Annotated in this window: 17 protein-coding genes and 1 tRNA gene; 12 read left to right on the top strand and 6 right to left on the bottom strand. The window is 37.7% G+C overall.

The window, feature by feature from the left end; all coding sequences use genetic code 11:
* Positions 1-12 precede the first annotated feature (12 nt).
* The 3 genes from phnE to selD form a co-directional block, all read right to left on the bottom strand.
* Positions 13-768: a phosphonate ABC transporter, permease protein PhnE gene (gene phnE, locus E1I69_RS13915; protein WP_136380187.1), complete on the bottom strand. Its 756-nt coding sequence runs from the start codon at positions 766-768 to the stop codon at positions 13-15.
* 11 nt (positions 769-779) lie between these two features.
* Positions 780-1,676 carry a phosphate/phosphite/phosphonate ABC transporter substrate-binding protein gene (gene phnD / locus E1I69_RS13910; RefSeq protein ID WP_136380186.1) on the bottom strand — a complete coding sequence of 299 codons (897 nt, stop codon included), beginning with the start codon at positions 1,674-1,676 and terminating at the stop codon, positions 780-782.
* A 71-nt stretch (positions 1,677-1,747) separates the two neighbouring features.
* Positions 1,748-2,800: a selenide, water dikinase SelD gene (gene selD, locus E1I69_RS13905; RefSeq protein WP_136380185.1), complete on the bottom strand. Its 1,053-nt coding sequence runs from the start codon at positions 2,798-2,800 to the stop codon at positions 1,748-1,750.
* Positions 2,801-3,158: 358 nt separating this feature from the next.
* Between selD and E1I69_RS13900 the strand changes: the two genes are divergently transcribed.
* Positions 3,159-4,184 (top strand): PTS transporter subunit IIC, encoded by a 1,026-nt coding sequence (locus E1I69_RS13900; protein WP_136380184.1) that lies wholly within the window; start codon positions 3,159-3,161, stop codon positions 4,182-4,184.
* A 73-nt stretch (positions 4,185-4,257) separates the two neighbouring features.
* Here the strand turns inward: E1I69_RS13900 and E1I69_RS24325 are convergent.
* Positions 4,258-4,354: transfer RNA gene (locus E1I69_RS24325), tRNA-Sec, on the bottom strand.
* A gap of 131 nt (positions 4,355-4,485) precedes the next feature.
* Here E1I69_RS24325 and selB point away from each other — a divergent pair.
* From selB to htpG, 4 genes are all read left to right on the top strand, one after another.
* Positions 4,486-6,369 carry a selenocysteine-specific translation elongation factor gene (gene selB / locus E1I69_RS13895; RefSeq protein WP_136380183.1) on the top strand — a complete coding sequence of 628 codons (1,884 nt, stop codon included), beginning with the start codon at positions 4,486-4,488 and terminating at the stop codon, positions 6,367-6,369.
* A gap of 9 nt (positions 6,370-6,378) precedes the next feature.
* Positions 6,379-6,615 (top strand): SelT/SelW/SelH family (seleno)protein, encoded by a 237-nt coding sequence (locus E1I69_RS25255; RefSeq protein ID WP_347561820.1) that lies wholly within the window; start codon positions 6,379-6,381, stop codon positions 6,613-6,615.
* A 91-nt stretch (positions 6,616-6,706) separates the two neighbouring features.
* Positions 6,707-7,630 carry a CBASS cGAMP-activated phospholipase gene (locus E1I69_RS13885; protein ID WP_136380225.1) on the top strand — a complete coding sequence of 308 codons (924 nt, stop codon included), beginning with the start codon at positions 6,707-6,709 and terminating at the stop codon, positions 7,628-7,630.
* Between the two features lie 104 nt (positions 7,631-7,734).
* Positions 7,735-9,615 carry a molecular chaperone HtpG gene (htpG, locus tag E1I69_RS13880; protein WP_136380181.1) on the top strand — a complete coding sequence of 627 codons (1,881 nt, stop codon included), beginning with the start codon at positions 7,735-7,737 and terminating at the stop codon, positions 9,613-9,615.
* Positions 9,616-9,974: 359 nt separating this feature from the next.
* Here htpG and E1I69_RS13875 read toward each other — a convergent pair whose 3' ends face one another.
* The gene (locus tag E1I69_RS13875; RefSeq protein ID WP_136380180.1) at positions 9,975-10,517 is read right to left on the bottom strand and encodes a transcription repressor NadR; all 543 of its coding nucleotides are present in this window, start codon (positions 10,515-10,517) and stop codon (positions 9,975-9,977) included.
* 137 nt (positions 10,518-10,654) lie between these two features.
* Positions 10,655-12,334: a dihydroxy-acid dehydratase gene (gene ilvD, locus E1I69_RS13870; RefSeq protein WP_136380179.1), complete on the bottom strand. Its 1,680-nt coding sequence runs from the start codon at positions 12,332-12,334 to the stop codon at positions 10,655-10,657.
* Between the two features lie 348 nt (positions 12,335-12,682).
* Here ilvD and gndA point away from each other — a divergent pair, with 348 nt between their 5' ends.
* The 7 genes from gndA to E1I69_RS13835 all read left to right on the top strand — a co-directional run bounded on the left by gndA (position 12,683) and on the right by E1I69_RS13835 (position 20,617).
* Positions 12,683-14,095 carry an NADP-dependent phosphogluconate dehydrogenase gene (gene gndA / locus E1I69_RS13865; RefSeq protein WP_136380178.1) on the top strand — a complete coding sequence of 471 codons (1,413 nt, stop codon included), beginning with the start codon at positions 12,683-12,685 and terminating at the stop codon, positions 14,093-14,095.
* 182 nt (positions 14,096-14,277) lie between these two features.
* Complete coding sequence (locus tag E1I69_RS13860; protein ID WP_136380177.1) at positions 14,278-15,546, top strand: lactate racemase domain-containing protein; 1,269 nt, start codon at positions 14,278-14,280, stop codon at positions 15,544-15,546.
* A gap of 85 nt (positions 15,547-15,631) precedes the next feature.
* Positions 15,632-16,402: an SDR family oxidoreductase gene (locus E1I69_RS13855; RefSeq protein WP_136380176.1), complete on the top strand. Its 771-nt coding sequence runs from the start codon at positions 15,632-15,634 to the stop codon at positions 16,400-16,402.
* 79 nt (positions 16,403-16,481) lie between these two features.
* The gene (gene larE, locus E1I69_RS13850; RefSeq protein ID WP_136380175.1) at positions 16,482-17,282 is read left to right on the top strand and encodes an ATP-dependent sacrificial sulfur transferase LarE; all 801 of its coding nucleotides are present in this window, start codon (positions 16,482-16,484) and stop codon (positions 17,280-17,282) included.
* A 115-nt stretch (positions 17,283-17,397) separates the two neighbouring features.
* Positions 17,398-18,870, top strand: coding sequence for a gluconokinase (locus tag E1I69_RS13845; protein WP_136380174.1), 1,473 nt, complete (start codon positions 17,398-17,400; stop codon positions 18,868-18,870).
* Between the two features lie 73 nt (positions 18,871-18,943).
* A complete protein-coding gene (gene larB, locus E1I69_RS13840) occupies positions 18,944-19,699 on the top strand; it encodes a nickel pincer cofactor biosynthesis protein LarB (protein WP_136380173.1) in 756 nt (251 codons plus the stop codon).
* Entirely contained in the window at positions 19,700-20,617 is a 918-nt protein-coding gene (locus E1I69_RS13835; protein ID WP_136380172.1) for a LarC family nickel insertion protein, read from the top strand.
* Positions 20,618-20,725 lie beyond the last annotated feature (108 nt).

Below are 20,725 nucleotides of genomic sequence, written 5' to 3'. Positions count from 1 at the left end.
AGGTCTCCCCATTTAAATCACTTTATTCCGAACATAGCTTCCAAAGGAATCTACCATAATAACAATCAACATAATTAAGAACACGTCCAATGACACCGAAGAATACTGAAAGCTTTTAAAATCATTGAAAAGCCGCTGCCCAATTCCTCCACCACCTATAAAACCAAGGATGAGGGAGGTCCGAATCGCAACCTCAAAACGATAAAAATATTGGGATAAGACATTCGGCCAAATTTGTGGAAGAATGCTAAAAAGAGACGCCACCCAATTTTTTGTACCCACCGCTTTCATCGCCTCGTGTGGACCGGTTTCTGCTGACTCAATCAGTTCAGAGATTAATTTGCCGAGAACCCCTATATTATGAAAGATGATCGCTAGAACGGCAGGGAAGGGACCCAGGCCTAAAGCCGTTAATAAAATTAATCCGAACACAATTTCAGGAATGGAACGGATAAAACTCAAAAAAATTCGAGTGAAATTGAAAACAAAGCCAGAAGGGGAAGTATTTTTCGCCGCCAGAAAGCTAATTGGTAAAGCAATCATAAGACCACAAACACTACCCAAAAACCCCATCGCAAGTGTCTCTGCACTATCTCTCAGCATTCGGGGCAAAGCAGAATAATTCATCGGAAACCATTGTGAGAGAAAATCAATCATATTACGAAAATCACGAAATTTCGAAAGATCAAATTCGGTTAACCTCATGCTAACCAAAATGGCAGAAACTAAAAGAACTACAGTTAGTAGAGTAGTTCGTTTAAACCACATGTAAATCAGCTCTATTCATTTATAATTCCTTGTTTAATTGCAGCTTGACGGATACTTTCAAAATCCTCATTTGATGCTTCTGTAAATCCACTTGCTCCAAACGCACCTAAAATTTCTTCATCTTCAATAGCTAAGAACGCATCTTTAAGCTTTTGAATTGTCACGTCATTAGTATCCTTATGGACAGCCCATGGATATTGAAATAATTTTTCAGATTGCCAGATTGTTTTAAATAAAGAACCATCAATTTTTCCTGAGTCAACAAGTTGATTATAGATTGCACTATCAATAGCACCCGCGCCAACCTGTTGATTTTGAACAGCCAAAGCTGTTGCATCATGGGACCCAGTATAACGGACAGATTTAAATTGATTCACATCCTCAGATTCAAAGACTCCACGGTCCTTAAGTTCAATCGAAGGGATAAGAGAGCCAGATGTTGAATTAATATCACCGAATGCAAAATCAATATCCTTGGAGTTTGCTACTAAATCATCAATTGAATTCAATGGGCTATCTTTATGAGTGATAATATAGGAATGATAGAAGGGTTCACCATCAATTAATTGAGTAATAATCGCTTTAGCACCACTTTTTTCATGGGCCACAACATAAGTTAATGGACCAAAATAGGCCATATCAATTTTATTATAATTCATCGCCTCAACAACACCGTTATAATCAGGATACACTTCTACGGATACGTCTCTGTTTAATTCTTTCGTTAAAATGGTTTGAAGCTTATCCATAGCCATTTCCATTTCACCAACGGTCTGTACCGGAATTACTCCAATTGTAAAAGCTTCTTCTTTATCATTTTTATTTTCATCATTAGCATTTGATCCACACCCAGTTAAAAGAAGAGTAAAAGCTAGGATGAGTACAAATATCATTTTCTTATTCACCATAAACACCTCATTACTCTTTTTGTAGTGGTTATTATTTCCTAACAACCTAAAAAGGACTCAACATCGAGTCCTTAAAAAACTTTAATAAAACCAGGGTTTCCGCTTGTTACTTCACCGATGATACGTGCGTCTACATGATTTCCCAGTAGTTGTTGCAGCAATTTTTCAGCTTCATTTTCTGGAACAGAAACGAGTAGACCACCAGAAGTAATCGCATCACATAAAATAAGTTGATCCAATTCATCTAGGTTGGAACTATACTCAACTCGGTCAGTGAGCCATGCATGATTTTTCTTCGTACCACCTGGAACTACCTTTTGTTCAGCGAGTTCTTTTGTTCTTGGTAAAATAGGGACATTTTCATAGTGTATCGTCATCTCAACCTGGCTTCCTTCAGCCATTTCCATTGCATGCCCTAGTAGACCGAACCCAGTTACATCCGTGCAGGCATGGACATTATAACCATCCATTACTTCAGCTGCATTTTTATTTAACGTTGCCATAACCCCTGTTACTTTTTCAATATCTTCTTGGTCTAACAGATCTCTTTTAATCGCTGTTGTTAAAATCCCAACACCGATCGGCTTCGTTAAAATAAGTCGGTCGCCAGGTTTGGCACCAGCATTTGCACGAATTCGATTAGGATGCACGGTACCCGTTACCGATAAACCGAATTTAGGCTCTTTGTCATCGATAGAATGACCACCCACTAAAGATGCTCCTGATTCTCTTACTTTTTCGGCAGCTCCTGCTAGAATGTCTGCTAAGATACTTTTATCCAATGTATTAATAGGGAAGGCGACGATATTCATAACCGTAATCGGTTTTCCTCCCATTGCATAGACATCACTTAAAGCATTAGCAGCGGCAATCTGTCCAAACATGTATGGATCGTCCACAATTGGGGTGAAAAAGTCAAGTGTTTGCACAAGTGCAAGTTCATCATTGATTTTATATACTCCTGCATCATCAGGATTATCAAGACCAACTAATAGGTTTGGATTCGGTGTGGCTTTTGGTAAATGACGCAGAACCTGCGTCAGGTCCTCAGGACCGATTTTGCATCCTCAGCCAGCTTTTGTTGAAAGGGAGGTCAATTTAATGATTTCTTCCTTCTTAGACATCAACGTCACTCCTTCCATACTTTCTATATAGGCACTGATTTTTAGCGCCACATTTCCAAAACTAATTTTAGCATAAGAATCTTAGGAATAGAAATGAATATGAATTTTTCGTTTTCTCCTATTAAATAAAACGAAATTATACTTAAATAATTTGGGGTCTCAAAAAAGTCATGTTGCAAGTTTAAATATAAAAGCGTTTTTAAAGATTCTGAATTGATATAATTGTTGACACTATCTGAAAATAACTATATTATGTTAACAATTAATTCGAATGACCATGACCAAACTTAAATATTAAAAGTATTTTTGCTTTTGGAAGACAAAAATTCAGAAATGATCACATCAGGGGGATTACACCATGAAACAAGCAACGAAAAAATATTTAATTGATCGAATGTATAAAGCATCACAAGGACTTGCAAATGCAGTTTTAGTTACACTAGGAATCGGTCTCCTTATGGAGTCACTTGGGACATTTACTGGTTGGGATGGTTTTACTATCATCGGGGTTTCGGCACAGCTCATGTTAGCTCCAGCGCTTGGAGCAGGGATAGCGTACCAGCTTGGCGGGAATACACTTGTCATATTTAGTGCAATGGCCTGTTCGACAGTGGGAGCAAGTGCGGTTCAACTAACTGAAAATGGCGTAACATTAGTAACAGGACAACCTTTAAGTGCGGTTATGGCTGCAGTTGTCGCTACTTGGGTAGGGAAGCGTATTGCAGGAAAAACAAAACTTGATATGATGGCAATACCTTTTGCTGCTATATTTGTAGGAGGAGTGGCTGGTGTATTTTTATCAATCATTACCACTCCATTACTTGAATGGTTAAGTGCACAAATAGCGACATCTGTGGCTGGTTCTCCTATAATTGGGCCTATGGTGATATCACTTGTTTGGAGTATTTTTCTCATGTCACCAGCATCTTCAGCGGCAATTGCAATTGCTTTACAGCTTGATCCTGTTTCAAGTGCTGCTGCTTTAATCGGTTGTACAGTTCAATTTGCTGGATTTACCGCAATGTCGTTTAAACAGAACGACGCTGGGGCTAACATTGCACAATCTTTAATTACACCTAAGGTACAATTTCCGAACTTGGTCAAAAATCCACGACTTGCGATTCCGCCATTTATCGCTGCGGTCATTTGTGCTCCAATCGCAACTTTGATTTTCGATTTTCAAGTTCCGTATCAATTAGCTGGTCTAGGTCTTAATTCATTAATCGCACCTATCAATATATTAGCTGAACAGGGCGCAATTGTTTTATCCATTTACATCGCTGTTGGGATTATCCTTCCAATTATTATAACTCTGGCTATCTACCATGGTTTGAAAGTAATAGGATGGACAAAGACATCTGACTTAAAAATGGAATTGCAATAAAAAAACTGGGTGGAAAGGAGACTTCCTTATACTACCCAGTTTTTTTATTTTTAAATAAATAGAATATCCATTTTGGCGGGACTGTGTGGGAATCGAACCCACCGGAGACGACACGCGCCTCCCTCAGGGTTTTGAAGACCCAGGGGGACACCAGTCACCCAGCCAACCCCAAATAGAACAACTTTTATTATATACAGGAATCTCATTTTAAGGCAAATAATAAACAACATGCTTGAATTCACCTCATGCTTCCTTGTAAAGTAGAAGGTAGATTATACGGAAAAAAGTGAGGTGGGAGAAAGTGGCTGATGTTTATTATACAATCGGTATGGCTGGTCATATTGACCACGGAAAAACAACACTTACCAAAGCACTAACAGGTGTAGAGACTGACCGACTGAAAGAAGAAAAAGAACGCCATATCTCGATTGAACCTGGCTATGCACCCCTCAAATTAGAAAACGGAATTCATGTATCCATTATTGATGTACCAGGACATGAACGTTTCATTAGACAAATGATTGCTGGAGTTGCAGGAATCGACCTGGTGTTACTCGTTATAGCTGCTGATGAAGGTGTCATGCCACAAACAAAGGAACACCTCCAAATATTGAAATTTTTAGGGATTAAAAAATGTATGGTCGTTGTTTCGAAAATAGACAGAGTGGAAGAGGAATTGCTCGAACTCGCTGTTGATGAAATAGAGCAATTACTCGAAGATACAGATTATAAAGATGCTCCGATTCTTTATGTTGATAGTTTATCAGGAAAAGGACTTTCTGAGCTAAAACAAGCCATCCAAACAGAACTCAATGACCTCGAACAAAGAGATAGCAATGGCTCATTCCGTTTACCGATTGATCAAGCTTTTACCGTGCAAGGACATGGAACTGTTGTGAGAGGGACCGTTTTTGAAGGTATTCTGACAAAAGACAGTCAATTGACATTATTGCCTTCAGGTAAGAAAATAAAAATTCGTCAAATCCAAGTACATAATCACGAGACTGAAAAAGCACAAGCGGGACAACGAGTAGCTCTAAACATTACCGGTATGACAAAGGATGAAATAAAACGCGGTGATGTACTTGTTGATTCAGAAAACTTCCATGTGACGAGCACGATTGATATTTCACTACAGCTCGTTTCGACACTTGCAACCCCACTTAAGCAACGATCACCTATCAAGGTGCATGTTGGAACAACTGAGGCTTACGGAAAAATAGTCTTTTTTGATCGAAATGAGGTGACGGAATCTGCAGAAGAAATCCTTTGCCAGGTTCGGCTAGAAGAAGAAATCGTTGTTCGTCGCGATGATCGCTTTATATTACGCAGACCTACCCCCGTTGAAACCCTTGGTGGAGGATGGATTATTCAACCACAAGGAGGAAAATATCGTTTTGGTGAAGAAACAGTTACTATGCTCAGAAAACAAATGGAAAGTTCACCTACAGAAATCTTGGATGAATTACTTCTCAAAAATCAGCTTTTATCTACATCTCAACTCATCCAGCTTTCCTCATTACAAGAGGATGAGGTATACGAAATTGTTTCTAATGCTGTTCAATCTGGAAAATACATCGAAATTGCTCAACATGTTTATAGTTTAAAAGGAATGATTTCCAAAATGAACGAAATGATCTTAAAGAAACTAAAAAAATATCACGAAGAGTTCCCATTACGAATAGGGATGAGTAAAGCTGAGCTTCTACAAGTACTTGGACAAAATAAAAATGTAATCGAGTACTGTATAAATGGTCTGATACAAAGCAATGTACTAAAGAAAGATGAACAATATGTAGCGGTATTAAGTTTTAAACCTAGCCTTCCAAACGGGCCGATGGAGACTATTGTTTCATCACTACTAAATGACGGTACCCAACCTAAGAAGTGGGAAGAATATTTAAAACAGGGGAATCTCTCCAATCAAGAGGCGAACGAATTAAAGGTATTTCTCCTTAAAACGAATCAAGCACTTACACTTAACGAGGGAACATTGATTGACAAAAATGCTTTTGACAAAGCTGTAAACGAGTTAAAAGCAGGAACAGATGCTTCTTTTAGTTTGGCAGAAGCAAAAGAAATTCTATCACTTTCTCGTAAATATCTCATTCCTTTCTTAGAATTATTGGATCAACATCAATACACAAGAAGAGATGAAGGGAATCGAGTATGGATAAATAAATAGGAGGTTTTCATGATGTACAAGGTATCGATTGAATTTTGCATGCAGTGAAACTACGCACCAAAAGCCGCAGGTCTTGCGGAAAAACTATTCACACATTTTAGACAGGACATTACAAACATAGAACTTATCCCATCATCGGGTGGGGTATTTGAAGTAACCGTAGATGGGGAGAAGGTTTTTTCAAAAAAAGAAATAGGAAGATTCCCACTGCCAGAAGAAATTATTTCAACGATGGAACAAGCATAAGATGCCTTTTTACGAGGCATCTTTTTTTCACTTATACTGCAATAATATAAAGGGAATACTAATAGGAAAACTCTTTTAATAGGTGAAAAATATGAAAATCCTTTGTATTGATGGGGGCGGAATTCGCGGTGTATACGCGGTTGCCATTTTACGAGCAATAGAAAAAGAATATAAGAAACCCATTTCAGATATGTTTGATATGATTGCCGGCACTAGTACCGGTGCGATTGTCGCTGCTTCTGCCATTCTTGAACTGGACATGGGGGAAGTTCAAGAAAGCTATATCAAATTTGGTGAAAAAATTTTCACGAAACAATCAAGAGTTGGGTTTCTAAAAAGTTTTTACAGCGATCGGTATTTACGTCGGTATATTCAAGATACATTTGGTGAAACAACCTTATTTGATATCAAGAAACCATTGCTAATTCCTACAGTTGACGTTACACATGGGAATCCATTTGTCCATCGATCAAATTATGGGAATACCGAACAGGATGATCACTCCATCAAACTTTGGGATGTCGTTCTTTCTTCTTGTTCAGCGCCCGTCTTTTTCCCACCTAATAATATTAATAATCACTATTTAGCCATAGATGGGGGACTGTGGGCTAATAATCCTTCACTCGTTTGTATAACGGAAGCACAGCACTTTTTTAAAAAGGACTTAAACGACATTCAGATTATGTCAATTGGAACAGGTCTACAAAAAATTGATTTCTCAATTGAAACGCAAAAAGAGTGGGGCGTAATGAAATGGCTCCCATTTCATCTACCATCAATGAGAATGACACCGAAGTTATTGGATCTTGCCCTGAACCTATCTTCGGAATCTGTAACTTATCATTGTCAACATTTGCTTGGGGACCACTATTTTCGAATTAATGAAAATCTCGGTCGAGAGGTTCCGTTTGATGCTCCGGAATTTGTTGATTTTTTAATCGATTTAGGGGAGAGTTCCTATCAAAAGCATCAGGAAGAAATTGCAGCGTTTTTGAGCAAAGATATATCGACTTGATTGACAGAGAAATAAATATATGATATTTAAAAAATGGGAGTTAGCACTCCGGAATCGAGAGTGCTAATCAATATAAACGATTTTTATTGGAAAGGGGAATTATCATGGCGAAAAAGCAGTTTAAAGCAGAATCTAAAAGATTATTAGAAATGATGATCAACTCTATTTACTCGCAACGTGAAGTATTTTTACGTGAGTTAATCTCAAACGCCAGCGATGCAATTGACAAGATTTATTATAAGGCGTTAACGGATAACAGGTATCAATTTGATAAGGACAGCTATTACATCAAAGTCTTGGCTGATAAAGAAAACAGGACTCTTACCATTTCTGATACTGGAATTGGTATGACAAAGGAAGAGCTTGAAACAAACCTTGGAACAATCGCAAAAAGTGGTTCATTAGCTTTTAAAAAGGAAACAGAAATCAAAGATGGACATGATATCATCGGACAATTTGGTGTAGGATTTTATGCCGCATTTATGGTTGCTGATGTAGTAACCGTTATTAGTAAAGCACTCGGCAATGAAGAAGCATACAAATGGGAATCTAAGGGTGCGGATGGTTATACCATTGAAACAGTTGATAAGGATACCGTTGGAACCGACATTATTTTAAAAATAAAAGAAAGTACAGAAGATGAATCCTATGATGAGTTTTTAGAAGAATACCGCTTAAAATCAATTATTAAAAAATATTCTGATTTCATCCGCTACCCAATTAAGATGGACATTACAACAAGTAAACTAAAAGAAGGTAGTGAATCTGAATACGAGCAGGTGACAGAAGAACAAGTCATCAACAGCATGGTTCCAATTTGGAGAAAGAACAAAAGTGAATTAACTGATGAAGACTATGAAAAATTCTATAATGAAAAGCATTATGGATTTGATAAGCCTTTAAAACATATTCATATAAGTGTGGATGGTACAATCCGCTATAATGCCATTTTATATATTCCTGAAAGTATTCCATTTGATTATTACTCAAAGGAGTATGAAAAAGGGCTAGAGTTATACTCAAACGGTGTTCTAATTATGAACAAATGTGCAGACCTGCTTCCAGATTATTTTAGTTTTGTAAAAGGGTTAGTAGATTCTGAAGATTTATCGCTTAATATTTCACGTGAAATGCTTCAGCAAGACCGTCAATTAAAGCTTATTGCTAAAAATATCAATAAGAAAATCAAAAGTGAATTACAGAGCATGTTAAAGAATGAACGTGAAAAGTACGAAAAGTTCTACGATAGCTTTGGTCGTCAGTTAAAGTTTGGGGTATATAGTGATTATGGAAGCAATAAAGATACCCTCCAGGATTTATTGCTTTTCTATTCTTCCAAAGAGAAAAAGCTTGTTACCTTAGATGAATATGTTTCAAGAATGCCAGAGGATCAAAAATACATTTATTATGCAACTGGTGATTCTGTAGAACGTATCGATAAACTACCACAAACTGAATTAGTAGCGGATAAGGGATATGAAATCCTTTATTTCACTGAGGACATTGATGAGTTTGCGATTAAAATGCTCATGAAGTACAAGGAAAAAGAATTCAAATCTGTGTCAAGCAGTGATTTAGGCTTCGAGCCAAATGAAAGCGACAAAGCAACAGAAGAAGAACAAAACGAAAATAAAGAGCTTTTTGAGTACATGAAAAACGCATTAGCTGGAAAAGTAACCGATGTGAGAATCTCTAAACGTCTAAAAACACATCCAGTTTGTCTATCTACCGATGGAGAAATTTCGATCGAAATGGAGAAAATTTTGAACGCAATGCCTGACAACCAGAACATTAAGGCTGATAAAGTATTAGAGATTAATGTACATCATGAGGTGTTCCAGTCATTAAAAGCCGCGTTTGAACAGGATAAAACAAAGCTTGATTTGTACACTCACTTATTATACAACCAAGCACTTCTTATTGAAGGTTTACCAATTCAAGATCCAGTTGAATTTACAAATGACATTTGTAAGATAATGGTTTGATTTTTGAGTGAAGTTGGGTAGAGTGGTTTCGTACCATGACTTGGGTTTTTTTAATAGGTGAGGGGACGAATACGCTGTTTTCGTACCATCGCTTGGGCTGTTTTGAATGGATGATGGTACGATTACGCTGTTTTCGTACCATCACTTGGGCTGTTTTCAACATGTGAGGGTATGATTACGCTGTTTTCATACCATGACCTTGGCTTCATTCATCATGTGAGGGTACGATTACGATGTTTTCATACCATCGCTTTTGCTTCGTTCAACATGTGAGGGTATGATTAGTGTTAAACGATTCATTTTCAACCTGCACATTATAAAAAGCAACAGTATTCACGAGGCTGTTGCTTTTTCTATTTTTACTGATCACTAAATAGAATATTCGCTTCACGTAATGCTTCACAGGCTGAATCAAGTTTTTCAACGGAATCCGCTTCGATCGTATGTAAGTGTACCCCATTCGTCAACAAGGAGAGGAGGGAGGCATTCGTTTCAGATAATTTTTCAATAAACCGTTTAACTTCGAACCGATTCTTAATCATTAATGAACCCACGATTTCTCCATATACAGGATGCTCGACAATCACATCCTTAACAGTTACGCCATAATCAACCAATATGTTAAGCTCATCCGCAGTTTGCTCAGATGTATGTTTCACTGCAATAATTCTTGAAATAGTATCTTGTTTTGGATGTTCCTGTAAATATATATAACCCTGACTAGTCGCAACAATAGGTTCATTTTTCGCCTTCAATAACGAGATATCCTGAACGATTACCTGGCGGCTCACATTTGCTCGTTTTGAAAGTTCCTCACCAATGATGGGAGTAGGGCTTTCCTTTAACCATTGGATAATCGATTCTCTCCGTTTTTCACCTAGTAATTTTTTATCTGTACTCATTTTTTTCACTCCAATTAAAACTGTAAGAGCTTGCGCTTACCATTTATTTTATCAGCAAGTACATTCAGATACAATTTTTAGAGCCATAAAAAAACAGCCTCATTCAATAGAATAGGGCTGTTTAATAGGTAATAGAATTAGATTTTCATAACTCCACCCGTACTTGCATTTGTTACAAGTTTGGAATAGCGAGCTAGGTATCCTTTTTTCACTTTAGGTTCAAAGCCTTTCCATTCAGCTTTACGTCTTTCAAATTCTTCATCTGAAATTTCTAAAGTGATTGAACGATTATTTAAATCAAGCTCGATTATATCACCATCTTGAACGAACGCAATTGGTCCGCCTTCAGCAGCTTCTGGAGAGATGTGCCCGATTGAAATACCTCTTGAGGCACCTGAGAATCTTCCATCTGTAATTAAACCAACTTTTGCGCCAAGGCCTCTACCAACGATTTGAGATGTTGGTGCAAGCATTTCTGGCATTCCAGGACCACCTTTAGGACCTTCATAGCGAATGACAACAACGTCGCCTTCTTTTACTTTACCAACGATAATAGCCGATAGTGCATCCTCTTGAGAATCATAGCAAACGGCAGGACCTCTATGGTATCCACCAACCTCTGGATCAACCGCACCAACCTTAACGACAGCACCCTCAGGAGCAAGGTTACCAAATAGGATAGCCAATCCTCCTGTTTCAGAATGAGGATTTTCAAGTGGACGAATGACATTGTGATCGGTAATTTCACAGCCCTCTACATTTTCTCGTAATGTTTTACCTGTAACGGTCAAACAATCTCCATTGATTGCACCTGGCTTTTTAAGTAATTCATTAATAATTGCACTAACACCACCCGCATTATGAACATCTTCAATATGATGATCGGAGGCAGGGGCGATTTTCGCTAAGTGTGGAACACGAGCTGCGATATCATTAATTCGTTCTAATGAATAGTCAATTTCCGCTTCATTTGCTAACGCAAGAGTGTGAAGCACGGTATTCGTAGATCCTCCCATGGCCATGTCTAAGGCAAATGCATTATCAATTGTATCAACAGTTACGATATCACGTGGTTTAATATCTTTTTCTATTAAATACATTAATTGTTTGGCAGATTTTTTAACAAAGTCTTTTCTTTCTTCGGATACAGCAAGGATTGTACCGTTGCCTGGCAGAGCCAGACCAAGACCTTCTGCTAAACAGTTCATTGAGTTTGCTGTAAACATACCCGAACAAGAACCACATGTAGGACAAGCAAATTGTTCGATTTCTGTTAATCTAGCTTCATCAATTTTACCAGATTGATAAGCACCCACACCTTCAAATACTGAATTCAGGTTAAGTGGGTTTCCAGCTGCATCACGACCAGCTTTCATCGGTCCACCACTAACAAAGATAGTAGGGATGTTTAGACGCATGGCAGCCATCATCATTCCTGGAGTAATTTTGTCACAGTTCGGAATACATACCATTCCATCAAACCAGTGTGCAGAAACAACTGTTTCAACTGAGTCAGCAATGATTTCACGGCTTGGTAGGGAATATCTCATTCCGATATGACCCATTGCAATTCCATCATCAACACCAATTGTGTTCATTTCAAACGGAACACCACCGGCCTCACGAATCGCTTCCTTTACAATTTTTCCAAACTCTTGTAAGTGAACATGCCCAGGAACAATATCAATATACGAATTGACAACTGCTATAAAAGGTTTGTTAAAATCTTCATCCTTAACCCCAGCTGCACGAAGCAAACTTCTATGTGGAGCTCGATCGATTCCGGATTTAATCATATTACTACGTAAATCTGACATAATTACTACCTCCAAATTTTCAAGTCAGCAAAATCTAAAAATTTAAATTATTACTCATTGTAACACTATTTTTAAGATAATCAATTAATAAATTTTATAGTTTTTATGAGAATTTCAATAAATATAGTTTAAAATCTTCATAGATTCTACAAATTTCAACAGTTGACGCATTGATTAAAACAGGATATTCTTCTATAATATAAATAGTTAGTTTAGGAAACAAATTAATTATTTGATGAAGGCTTCATCTTTTAAAATAAAATGTTATAATCGCTTTAAAAGATACACAAAATAACATTATGATTTGTTTTCTATCTTTATTACATAAGTAGAAAGGTTTGATTGTAAATGTCTAAGCAACAAATTGGTGTAGTTGGTTTAGCAGTAATGGGTAAAAACTTAGCGTTAAATATAGAGAGCAGAGGATACTCTGTTGCTGTTTTTAACCGTTCATACGAAAAAACAGAAGAGTTTCTTCAAAATGAAGCAGTAGGCAAGAATTTTGTTGGCGCAAAAACAATTGAGGAATTTGTGAATTCCCTAGAAAAGCCGCGCAAAATCTTATTAATGGTTAAAGCTGGTCCGGCTACTGATGCAACAATTGAATCTTTAAAGCCATACCTTGAAGAAAATGATATTCTAATTGATGGCGGTAATACATTCTTCCATGATACAATTCGCCGTAATAAAGAACTAGAATCAACTGGTATCCACTTCATCGGAACAGGCGTTTCTGGTGGTGAAGAGGGAGCTTTAAAGGGACCTTCAATCATGCCTGGTGGACAAAAAGAAGCTTACGAGCTTGTTGAACCAATCTTAACAGCAATCTCTGCAAAAGTTTCAGGTGATCCTTGCTGTACATATATTGGACCAAATGGTGCTGGTCATTACGTAAAAATGGTTCACAATGGTATCGAATATGGTGATATGCAATTAATCTGTGAAGCATATTTCATCCTTAAAAATGTTCTAGGTTTAAGCACAGATGAACTTCATGAAGTTTTTGCTGAATGGAACAAAGGCGAACTAGATAGTTACTTAATTGAAATCACTGCAGATATTTTCAAGAAAAAAGACGAAGAGACAGGTAAACCACTTGTTGACGTAATTCTTGATACTGCTGGTCAAAAAGGAACTGGTAAATGGACTAGCCAAAACGCTCTTGATCTAGGCGTTCCACTACCAATCATTACTGAATCTGTATTTGCTCGTTTCATTTCAGCAATGAAGGATGAGCGTGTGAAAGCAAGTCAAGTTCTTTCTGGTCCATCAGCAACCGGATTTGATGGAGACAAGCAAGAACTTATTGAATCAGTACGTAAAGCTTTATACTTAAGCAAAATCATTTCTTATGCTCAAGGTTTCGCACAAATGCGTGTAGCATCGGAAGAATATGATTGGAATTTAAATTATGGCGAGATTGCAATGATTTTCCGTGGCGGATGTATTATTCGTGCTCAATTCCTACAAAAAATCAAAGATGCATATGATCGTGACGGTCAATTAGCAAATCTATTATTAGATCCTTACTTTAAAGAAATTGCAGAAGGTTACCAAACATCATTACGTAAGGTAATTTCAGTAGCTGTTGAAAAAGGAATTCCTGTTCCATGTTTCTCTAGTGCGATTGCATACTATGATAGCTATCGTACTGAAACATTGCCTGCGAACCTTCTTCAAGCACAACGCGATTACTTTGGTGCTCACACATACCAACGTGTGGACAAAGAAGGAATCTTCCATACAAACTGGATGGAATAATACCATTGTTGGGGTTTCAACATTGAAACCCCGGCTTTTGTTTGTAATAAGCTTCAAATTCAGATGTAAGGGATTTCAACTTCACCGTTAGAACTTTATTTTTTAGTGCAAAAAAGAGACTACGTTTTAATAAATGTGTAAACTATTTTTAGCTGTCAGTTTCAATAGGAAGGAGTCTAATCATGGGTATACTCCAAGAATTATTAAAGGATATTCCAGTTCCAAAAATGCTTAAAGTCAAACAGCATTTTGATGATTCAAAAATTGAAAATGTTGTAGAAGAACTAACAAACAAATTACATCGAGAAGATGTGAAACAAACTATTAAACCAGGTATGGAAATTGCAATTGCTGTAGGAAGTCGTGGAATTGACGCTTTAGTTGACATTACAAAAACAACTGTTCAATTTATTAAAGACATGGGCGGCAAACCTTTTATCGTACCTAGCATGGGTAGCCATGGTGGTGCAACTGGTGAAGGACAACGAGATGTTTTAAAACATCTTGGAGTAACAGAAGAAAGTGTAGGCTGTGAAATACGCTCTTCTATGGAAGTTGTTAAGCTTGGTGAATTACCAAATGGCTTACCAGTGTATATTGATAAATATGCTTCTCAAGCTGACGGAATTGTTGTAATTAATCGTGTGAAACCACACACTGCTTTCCGGGGCTCTGTTGAAAGCGGAATGCAAAAAATGATCAGTATTGGACTTGGAAAGCAAAAAGGTGCGGAAGCTTGTCATCAATTAGGATTTAAATACATGGCAGAAAATGTTCCTGCAATGGCACAAATGATTATGGAAAAAACACCATTTCTTTTTGGTGTTGCAACAGTCGAAAACGCGTTTGACAGAGTGGCAAGAATTGAAGTTATGCTCACAAATGAAATTATTGAGAAAGAGCCTGAACTTCAAGCACAAGCAAAGCAATTACTTCCGAAGCTATTCTTTGACCAAATCGACGTTCTTGTCATTGATCAAATTGGTAAAAATATAAGTGGAGACGGTATGGATCCGAATATTACGGGTCGTTATCCAACTCCATATGCACATGGTGGTCCGGATGTGAACAAAATGGTTGTGTTAAATCTAACTTCAGAAACAGAAGGTAACGCTAATGGTGTTGGTACTGCAGATTTTACAACACAACGTTTAGTTGACAAAATGGACCTTGAATTCACATATGCAAATGGATTGACGTCAACAGTGGTTGCTCCAACGAAAATTGCAACAACACTTCCAAATGATAAAGAAGCCATCCAAGCAGCCATTAAAACTTGTAATATCTTAGATTTCACAAAGGTAAAAATGGTACGTATCAAAGATACATTGCATGTGAGTGAAATCGAAGTTTCGGAAGCCTTATTGGATTACATTAAGCAACATCCAAATATTGAACAGGCATCAGACCCTTACGAATTCAACTTCGATGCAAACGGAAATCTATTTTAATTCTTTCAGTTAGGGGGGCAACCCCCAACTGGAACATTATTTTGAATAAATTCGACTTAATTTCATTAAAAAGTGGGGAATAGACATGACAAAATTATTTGACTTAACTGGAAAAACAGCTGTTGCTATTGGCGGAAATAGTGTTTTAGGATCTTCTATCTGTAAAGGATTCGCTGAACATGGCGCAAAAGTTGCGATTGTTGGACGAAACCTTGAAAAAACAGAAGCGGTTGTAAAAGAAATCGAAGCAGAAGGTGGAGTAGCGAAAGCTTTTACAGCGGACGTTCTTTCTCGTGAATCCCTTGAAAATGCGGCAAAAGAAATCGAAGCATGGTCTGGCGGAATAGACATCCTTCTTAATGCACCAGGTATGAATAGCCCAACTCCTTTCTTCGAGCTTGATATGGATGAGTATGACAAAATCATGGATGTAAACCTTAAAGGTTATGTTGTAGCAACTCAAATTTTCGCGAAGAAAATGATTGACAAAGGACGCAAAGGAAGCATTATCAATATTTCTTCCGTGTCGTCAACTACACCACTATCTAAAGTATTTACATACTCAGTATCAAAAGCTGGTGTAAATAGCATGACTCAGTTCTTGGCAAGGGAATTCGCACCAAACGGAATTCGTGTAAATGCAATTATTCCAGGATTCTTCCCAGCTGAACAAAACCGTAAAATCTTAAGTGAAGAGCGTGTAGCATCTATCATGGGACACACTCCAATGAATCGTTTCGGTAACCCTGATGAATTAAAAGGAGCAGCTGTATTCTTAGCTTCAGAAAATGCTTCTAGCTTCGTAACTGGTACATTCATTCGCGTTGATGGCGGATTTGGAAGCATGACTATCTAATAAAATACTTCTGTTACGTAATTTACGTGATATAAATAGAAAGAGAACAATTACTACCCGGAGAGAAGGGGAGAAGACAATGATTGAGGAAAAGTATCAAAAGCTTGTGTCGATTCTCCGCGAGATGGAATCCGTTGTCGTAGCTTTTTCCGGTGGTGTTGACAGTACCTTTTTACTCAAAGTTGCTGTTGACACACTTGGAAAGGACAATGTATTAGCGGTAACGGCTGATTCAGAAACTTATCCTTCAACTGAGCTAAAGGAAGCTCAAGTCCTTGCCAAAAAAATTGGGGCAAACCATCGTGTGATTGAAACGTCGGAGCTAGCTATTCCTGGCTACACAGAAAATGATCGAAATCGTTGTTATTTCTGTAAGAGCAGTCTATTTGATCATCTCATTCCAGTTATGGAACGTGAAGGTTATCACAATGTTGTGTATGGAGTCATCGCTGATGATATGAATGAATTCCGTCCAGGCATGAAGGCTGCAAAGGAAAAAGGAATTCGTGGACCATTGCAAGAGGCAAATCTGTTTAAAGATGAAATTAGGGAATTATCCCGTGAATTCGATTTGCCAACTTGGAACAAACCATCATTTGCATGCCTGTCCTCACGGATTGCTTATGGAGAAAAAATCACGATTGAAAAATTAACAAAGGTTGAACGAGCAGAGGAATTTCTTAAATCTCTACAAATTCGTCAGGTCCGTGTTCGTACCCATCAAGACATCGCAAGGATTGAAGTTGAACCTAACGATATGAAAATCGTCTTAGAACATCATGAAGCCATAACAAAAGAACTAAATTCAATCGGCTATAAATATATAACACTTGATTTAGTAGGTTACAAGAGTGGAAGTATGAATAAAGTACTTTCTTAAGTAGAGAATGCTTTGGAATCTTTCCAAAGCTTTTTCTTTGTCAAGAATAATATGATAACATGAAGTCACAAACTACTAAGTATTAACGATAGAACGTGTAAAGGAAGATGTAGGTATGTCACACGAATATGTCATTGGTCTCGATTTAGGGACAACTAGTGCAAAAGCAGTAATCTTTACCTTAAATGGAAAGGTAGTTGCAGAAGCTGAGGATCTTGTTACCTCTTACTACCCTAAGCAAGGATGGGTTGAGCAAGACCCTGATGAAATTGAGCGATCCGCTGTAAAAGCAATTAATATGGCCATTCAGCAAGCGAAAGTAAATAAAGAAGACATCATTAGCTTAGGGATTTCAGCTGCTATGCATTCCATCATATGTATGGCGGATAATGGTGAAGCTCTTTCTCAAGCATTAATTTGGGCTGATGGTAGAAGCACAAAACAAGCAAATGAACTTATGGAATCAGATGGTCTTGAAATTTTTTCGAGAACCGGTATGCCAATTCATCCAATGTCACCATTAGCAAAGCTCATTTGGATGAAGGAAATTGATTATATCCCATATACCCAATCAAGCTATTTCTTATCAATTAAAGAATATTTACTTTTAAAATGGTTTAATCAACGGGTAATTGATTATTCAATGGCATCTGCTACAGGAATGTTTAACGGAAAAACATTTCAATGGGACCATGAAGTGCTTAATAAAGCAGGAATCACAGAGGACATGCTTTCAAAAATTGTCCCACCAACTTATCGATTAACCGACATTAACCCTAAAATTGCAGATGAAATGGGCATCTCAAGTGAAATGCCATTCATTATCGGAGCAGCCGATGGTCAGTTTGCAAATTTAGGAATTGGAGCGATTTCTCCAGGCGAAGTAGCTGTAACAGCTGGCACAAGTGGAGCCATCCGCCAATTTACAAAAGGATTCCAATCAAATACAAAGCATGAAACTTTTTGTTATGCTTTTACTGACGAACATTTTATTGTAGGTGGGCCAACTAATAACGGTGGAATAGCCCTTCAATGGTTAAAAGAACTACTTAACTACCAGGAAAGCTTTGATCATTTTACTGCTGAAGCTAAAAAAGTTGGACCTGGAGCTGAAGGCTTATTTTTCCATCCATATATAAATGGGGAACGCGCTCCATTATGGAAGCAACAAGCACGTGGTAACTTCTTTGGAATGTCTGTTACCCATAAAACGGAACACTTCGTTCGTGCTGTATTAGAGGGAATTACATTTAATCTATACCAAATCGGACAAGCATTAGAAAAACAAGCCGGAGAAACTGAGAAACTTTATGTTAACGGCGGATTGGCACGTTCACCATTGTGGCTGCAAATGCTTGCTGACGTGTTTGGTAAAGAAGTTTATGTCCCAGAGACCCATCATAGTGCAGCATGGGGGGCAGCTTGGACTGCATTAGTAGGCATCGGTAAAGTGAATTCCTTTGAAGAGATCAAGAACAATATCCCAATGGGAGAGCCAGTTGTACCAAATAAAGAAAACCATGAGAAATACAAAGCAATATATGCAAAATACGAAGAAATTGGAAAAGATATTATCAAACATTTTTAAGAAAATCAGCGTCAGTTTGTTGCTGACGCTGTGGCTATCCATCGATTCTAAAGTCGATTAAGGTGTGTGAAACATGGTAGAAGAAATTTTAAAGCAAGTAAAACAAGGATCATTAAGTATTGAGGATGCAAAAAAACAAATAGCAACCTACGAGAATTTAGGATTTGCCAAAATCGATCATCATCGAAAAAATAGACAAGGATTCCCGGAAATTGTTTTTGGCGAGGGGAAGACAAAGGAGCAAATTCTATCAATCATAAATGTCATAAAAGAACGAGGAGACAATGTTCTTGTTACACGAATTTCAAAGGAAAAAGCTGACTTTATTTTACAATCAAATTCTGAATTTGTGTACAATGAAACAGCTCAAGTTCTGTATTGGAAAGATGCTACACGAGATAACAAACAAAGGAACGGCTATGTAGCGATAGTGTGTGCGGGTACCTCGGATTTACGTGTCGCTGAAGAAGCAGCGATTACAGCGGAAGTGTTAGGCAGTAACATTCGTCGCTTCTACGACGTAGGGGTGGCAGGCATTCATCGTTTATTTGATAATATTGAAGAAATCCGAAATGCGAATGTTTCTGTAGTTGTCGCAGGTATGGAGGGTGCTTTGCCAAGTGTGGTTGGCGGTCTTGTTTCCCACCCAATTATTGCAGTCCCTACAAGTATTGGATATGGGGCCAATTTTCAAGGTTTATCAGCTTTATTAACGATGCTTAATTCCTGTGCGTCTGGAATCAGTGTAGTGAACATCGACAACGGTTTCGGCGGTGCTTATAACGCGGTCTTAATTGATCAACTTGCACAAAAAGGAGAACTAGATTAAATGAGAACACTATATTTTGATTGTTTTTCAGGGATTAGTGGGGATATGGTGATTGGCGCATTACTTGACGCAGGTGGAGATCCACAAAAACTTGTTGAGGAATTAAAGAAACTCCATTTTGAGGATGAATACGAATTAACATGGAAAAAGATCGTGAAAAACGGAATCACATCTACGAAATTTGATGTCATTTTAAAAAATGAAAGCAATTTGCACACGCATCATCATGTTCACGACCACGACGACCATGTTAACGAACATCATCACGATCATGATCACCATCATGAACATACTCAGGACCACGACCATGAACACGAACATATACATACGCATGAACATAGCCATGATCATCACCACGGTCATGGACACGATCATCACAGCCATAAGCATGACTATCATCACCATCATTCACATCGTGCGTATAAAGATATTGTGAAGATGATTGAGGAATCTGAATTGGCTCCTGAAGTAAAAGAAATCGCACTAAAGATTTTCAAGAAAATCGGGGAAGCAGAAGGCCTAATCCATGGGCTTCCGTTAGAAAAAGTGCATTTTCATGAAGTTGGTGCGGTTGATTCAATAATTGATATTGTAGGAACAGCTATTTTACTACAACAATTAGAAATCTCCACGATTAAATCGTCATCTGTACCTGTTGGAACTGGAAAAATCCATATTGACCATGGAATTTACCCTGTTCCAGCCCCTGCTACCCTTGAAATTTTAAAAGGGGTGCCTATTGAGCAAAGCGATATCCGTTTTGAACTCACGACACCAACCGGAGCTGGAATTATTTCCGTACTTACAGATGAATTTTGCAGTTTTCCTTCCATGAAGGTAGAAGCAATAGGCTACGGGGCTGGCACAAAAACGTTTAAAGATCAACCAAATGTTCTTCGAGTCATTATTGGAGAATAAATGTTTTTTTGTCCTCACTAAGGAGTGGGGACTTTTCTTTTTTAAAAATCCTTTATTGACAGAAGTTTTATTACGCAGTATAATTATCTCTGTCTATTATACACATCT

It is taken from the genome of Bacillus timonensis, assembly GCF_004799755.1.
GTDB classification, from domain to species: Bacteria; Bacillota; Bacilli; order Bacillales; family Bacillaceae_L; genus Ferdinandcohnia; species Ferdinandcohnia timonensis_A.
The sequence above is the reverse complement of the archived record's forward strand: the minus strand, read 5'-3'. Positions and strand labels throughout refer to the sequence as shown.

Bases quoted from the DNA above. Each gene is read 5' to 3' on its own strand.
- E1I69_RS13860 (WP_136380177.1), top strand. From the start codon at position 14,278: ATGGGTATACTCCAAGAATTATTAAAGGATATTCCAGTTCCAAAAATG.
- E1I69_RS13835 (WP_136380172.1), top strand. From the start codon at position 19,700: ATGAGAACACTATATTTTGATTGTTTTTCAGGGATTAGTGGGGATATG.
- E1I69_RS13845 (WP_136380174.1), top strand. From the start codon at position 17,398: ATGTCACACGAATATGTCATTGGTCTCGATTTAGGGACAACTAGTGCA.
- E1I69_RS13875 (WP_136380180.1), bottom strand. From the start codon at position 10,517: ATGAGTACAGATAAAAAATTACTAGGTGAAAAACGGAGAGAATCGATT.
- phnD (WP_136380186.1), bottom strand. From the start codon at position 1,676: ATGGTGAATAAGAAAATGATATTTGTACTCATCCTAGCTTTTACTCTT.
- E1I69_RS13900 (WP_136380184.1), top strand. From the start codon at position 3,159: ATGAAACAAGCAACGAAAAAATATTTAATTGATCGAATGTATAAAGCA.
- htpG (WP_136380181.1), top strand. From the start codon at position 7,735: ATGGCGAAAAAGCAGTTTAAAGCAGAATCTAAAAGATTATTAGAAATG.
- E1I69_RS13885 (WP_136380225.1), top strand. From the start codon at position 6,707: ATGAAAATCCTTTGTATTGATGGGGGCGGAATTCGCGGTGTATACGCG.
- E1I69_RS13855 (WP_136380176.1), top strand. From the start codon at position 15,632: ATGACAAAATTATTTGACTTAACTGGAAAAACAGCTGTTGCTATTGGC.
- larE (WP_136380175.1), top strand. From the start codon at position 16,482: ATGATTGAGGAAAAGTATCAAAAGCTTGTGTCGATTCTCCGCGAGATG.
- phnE (WP_136380187.1), bottom strand. From the start codon at position 768: ATGTGGTTTAAACGAACTACTCTACTAACTGTAGTTCTTTTAGTTTCT.
- ilvD (WP_136380179.1), bottom strand. From the start codon at position 12,334: ATGTCAGATTTACGTAGTAATATGATTAAATCCGGAATCGATCGAGCT.
- larB (WP_136380173.1), top strand. From the start codon at position 18,944: ATGGTAGAAGAAATTTTAAAGCAAGTAAAACAAGGATCATTAAGTATT.
- gndA (WP_136380178.1), top strand. From the start codon at position 12,683: ATGTCTAAGCAACAAATTGGTGTAGTTGGTTTAGCAGTAATGGGTAAA.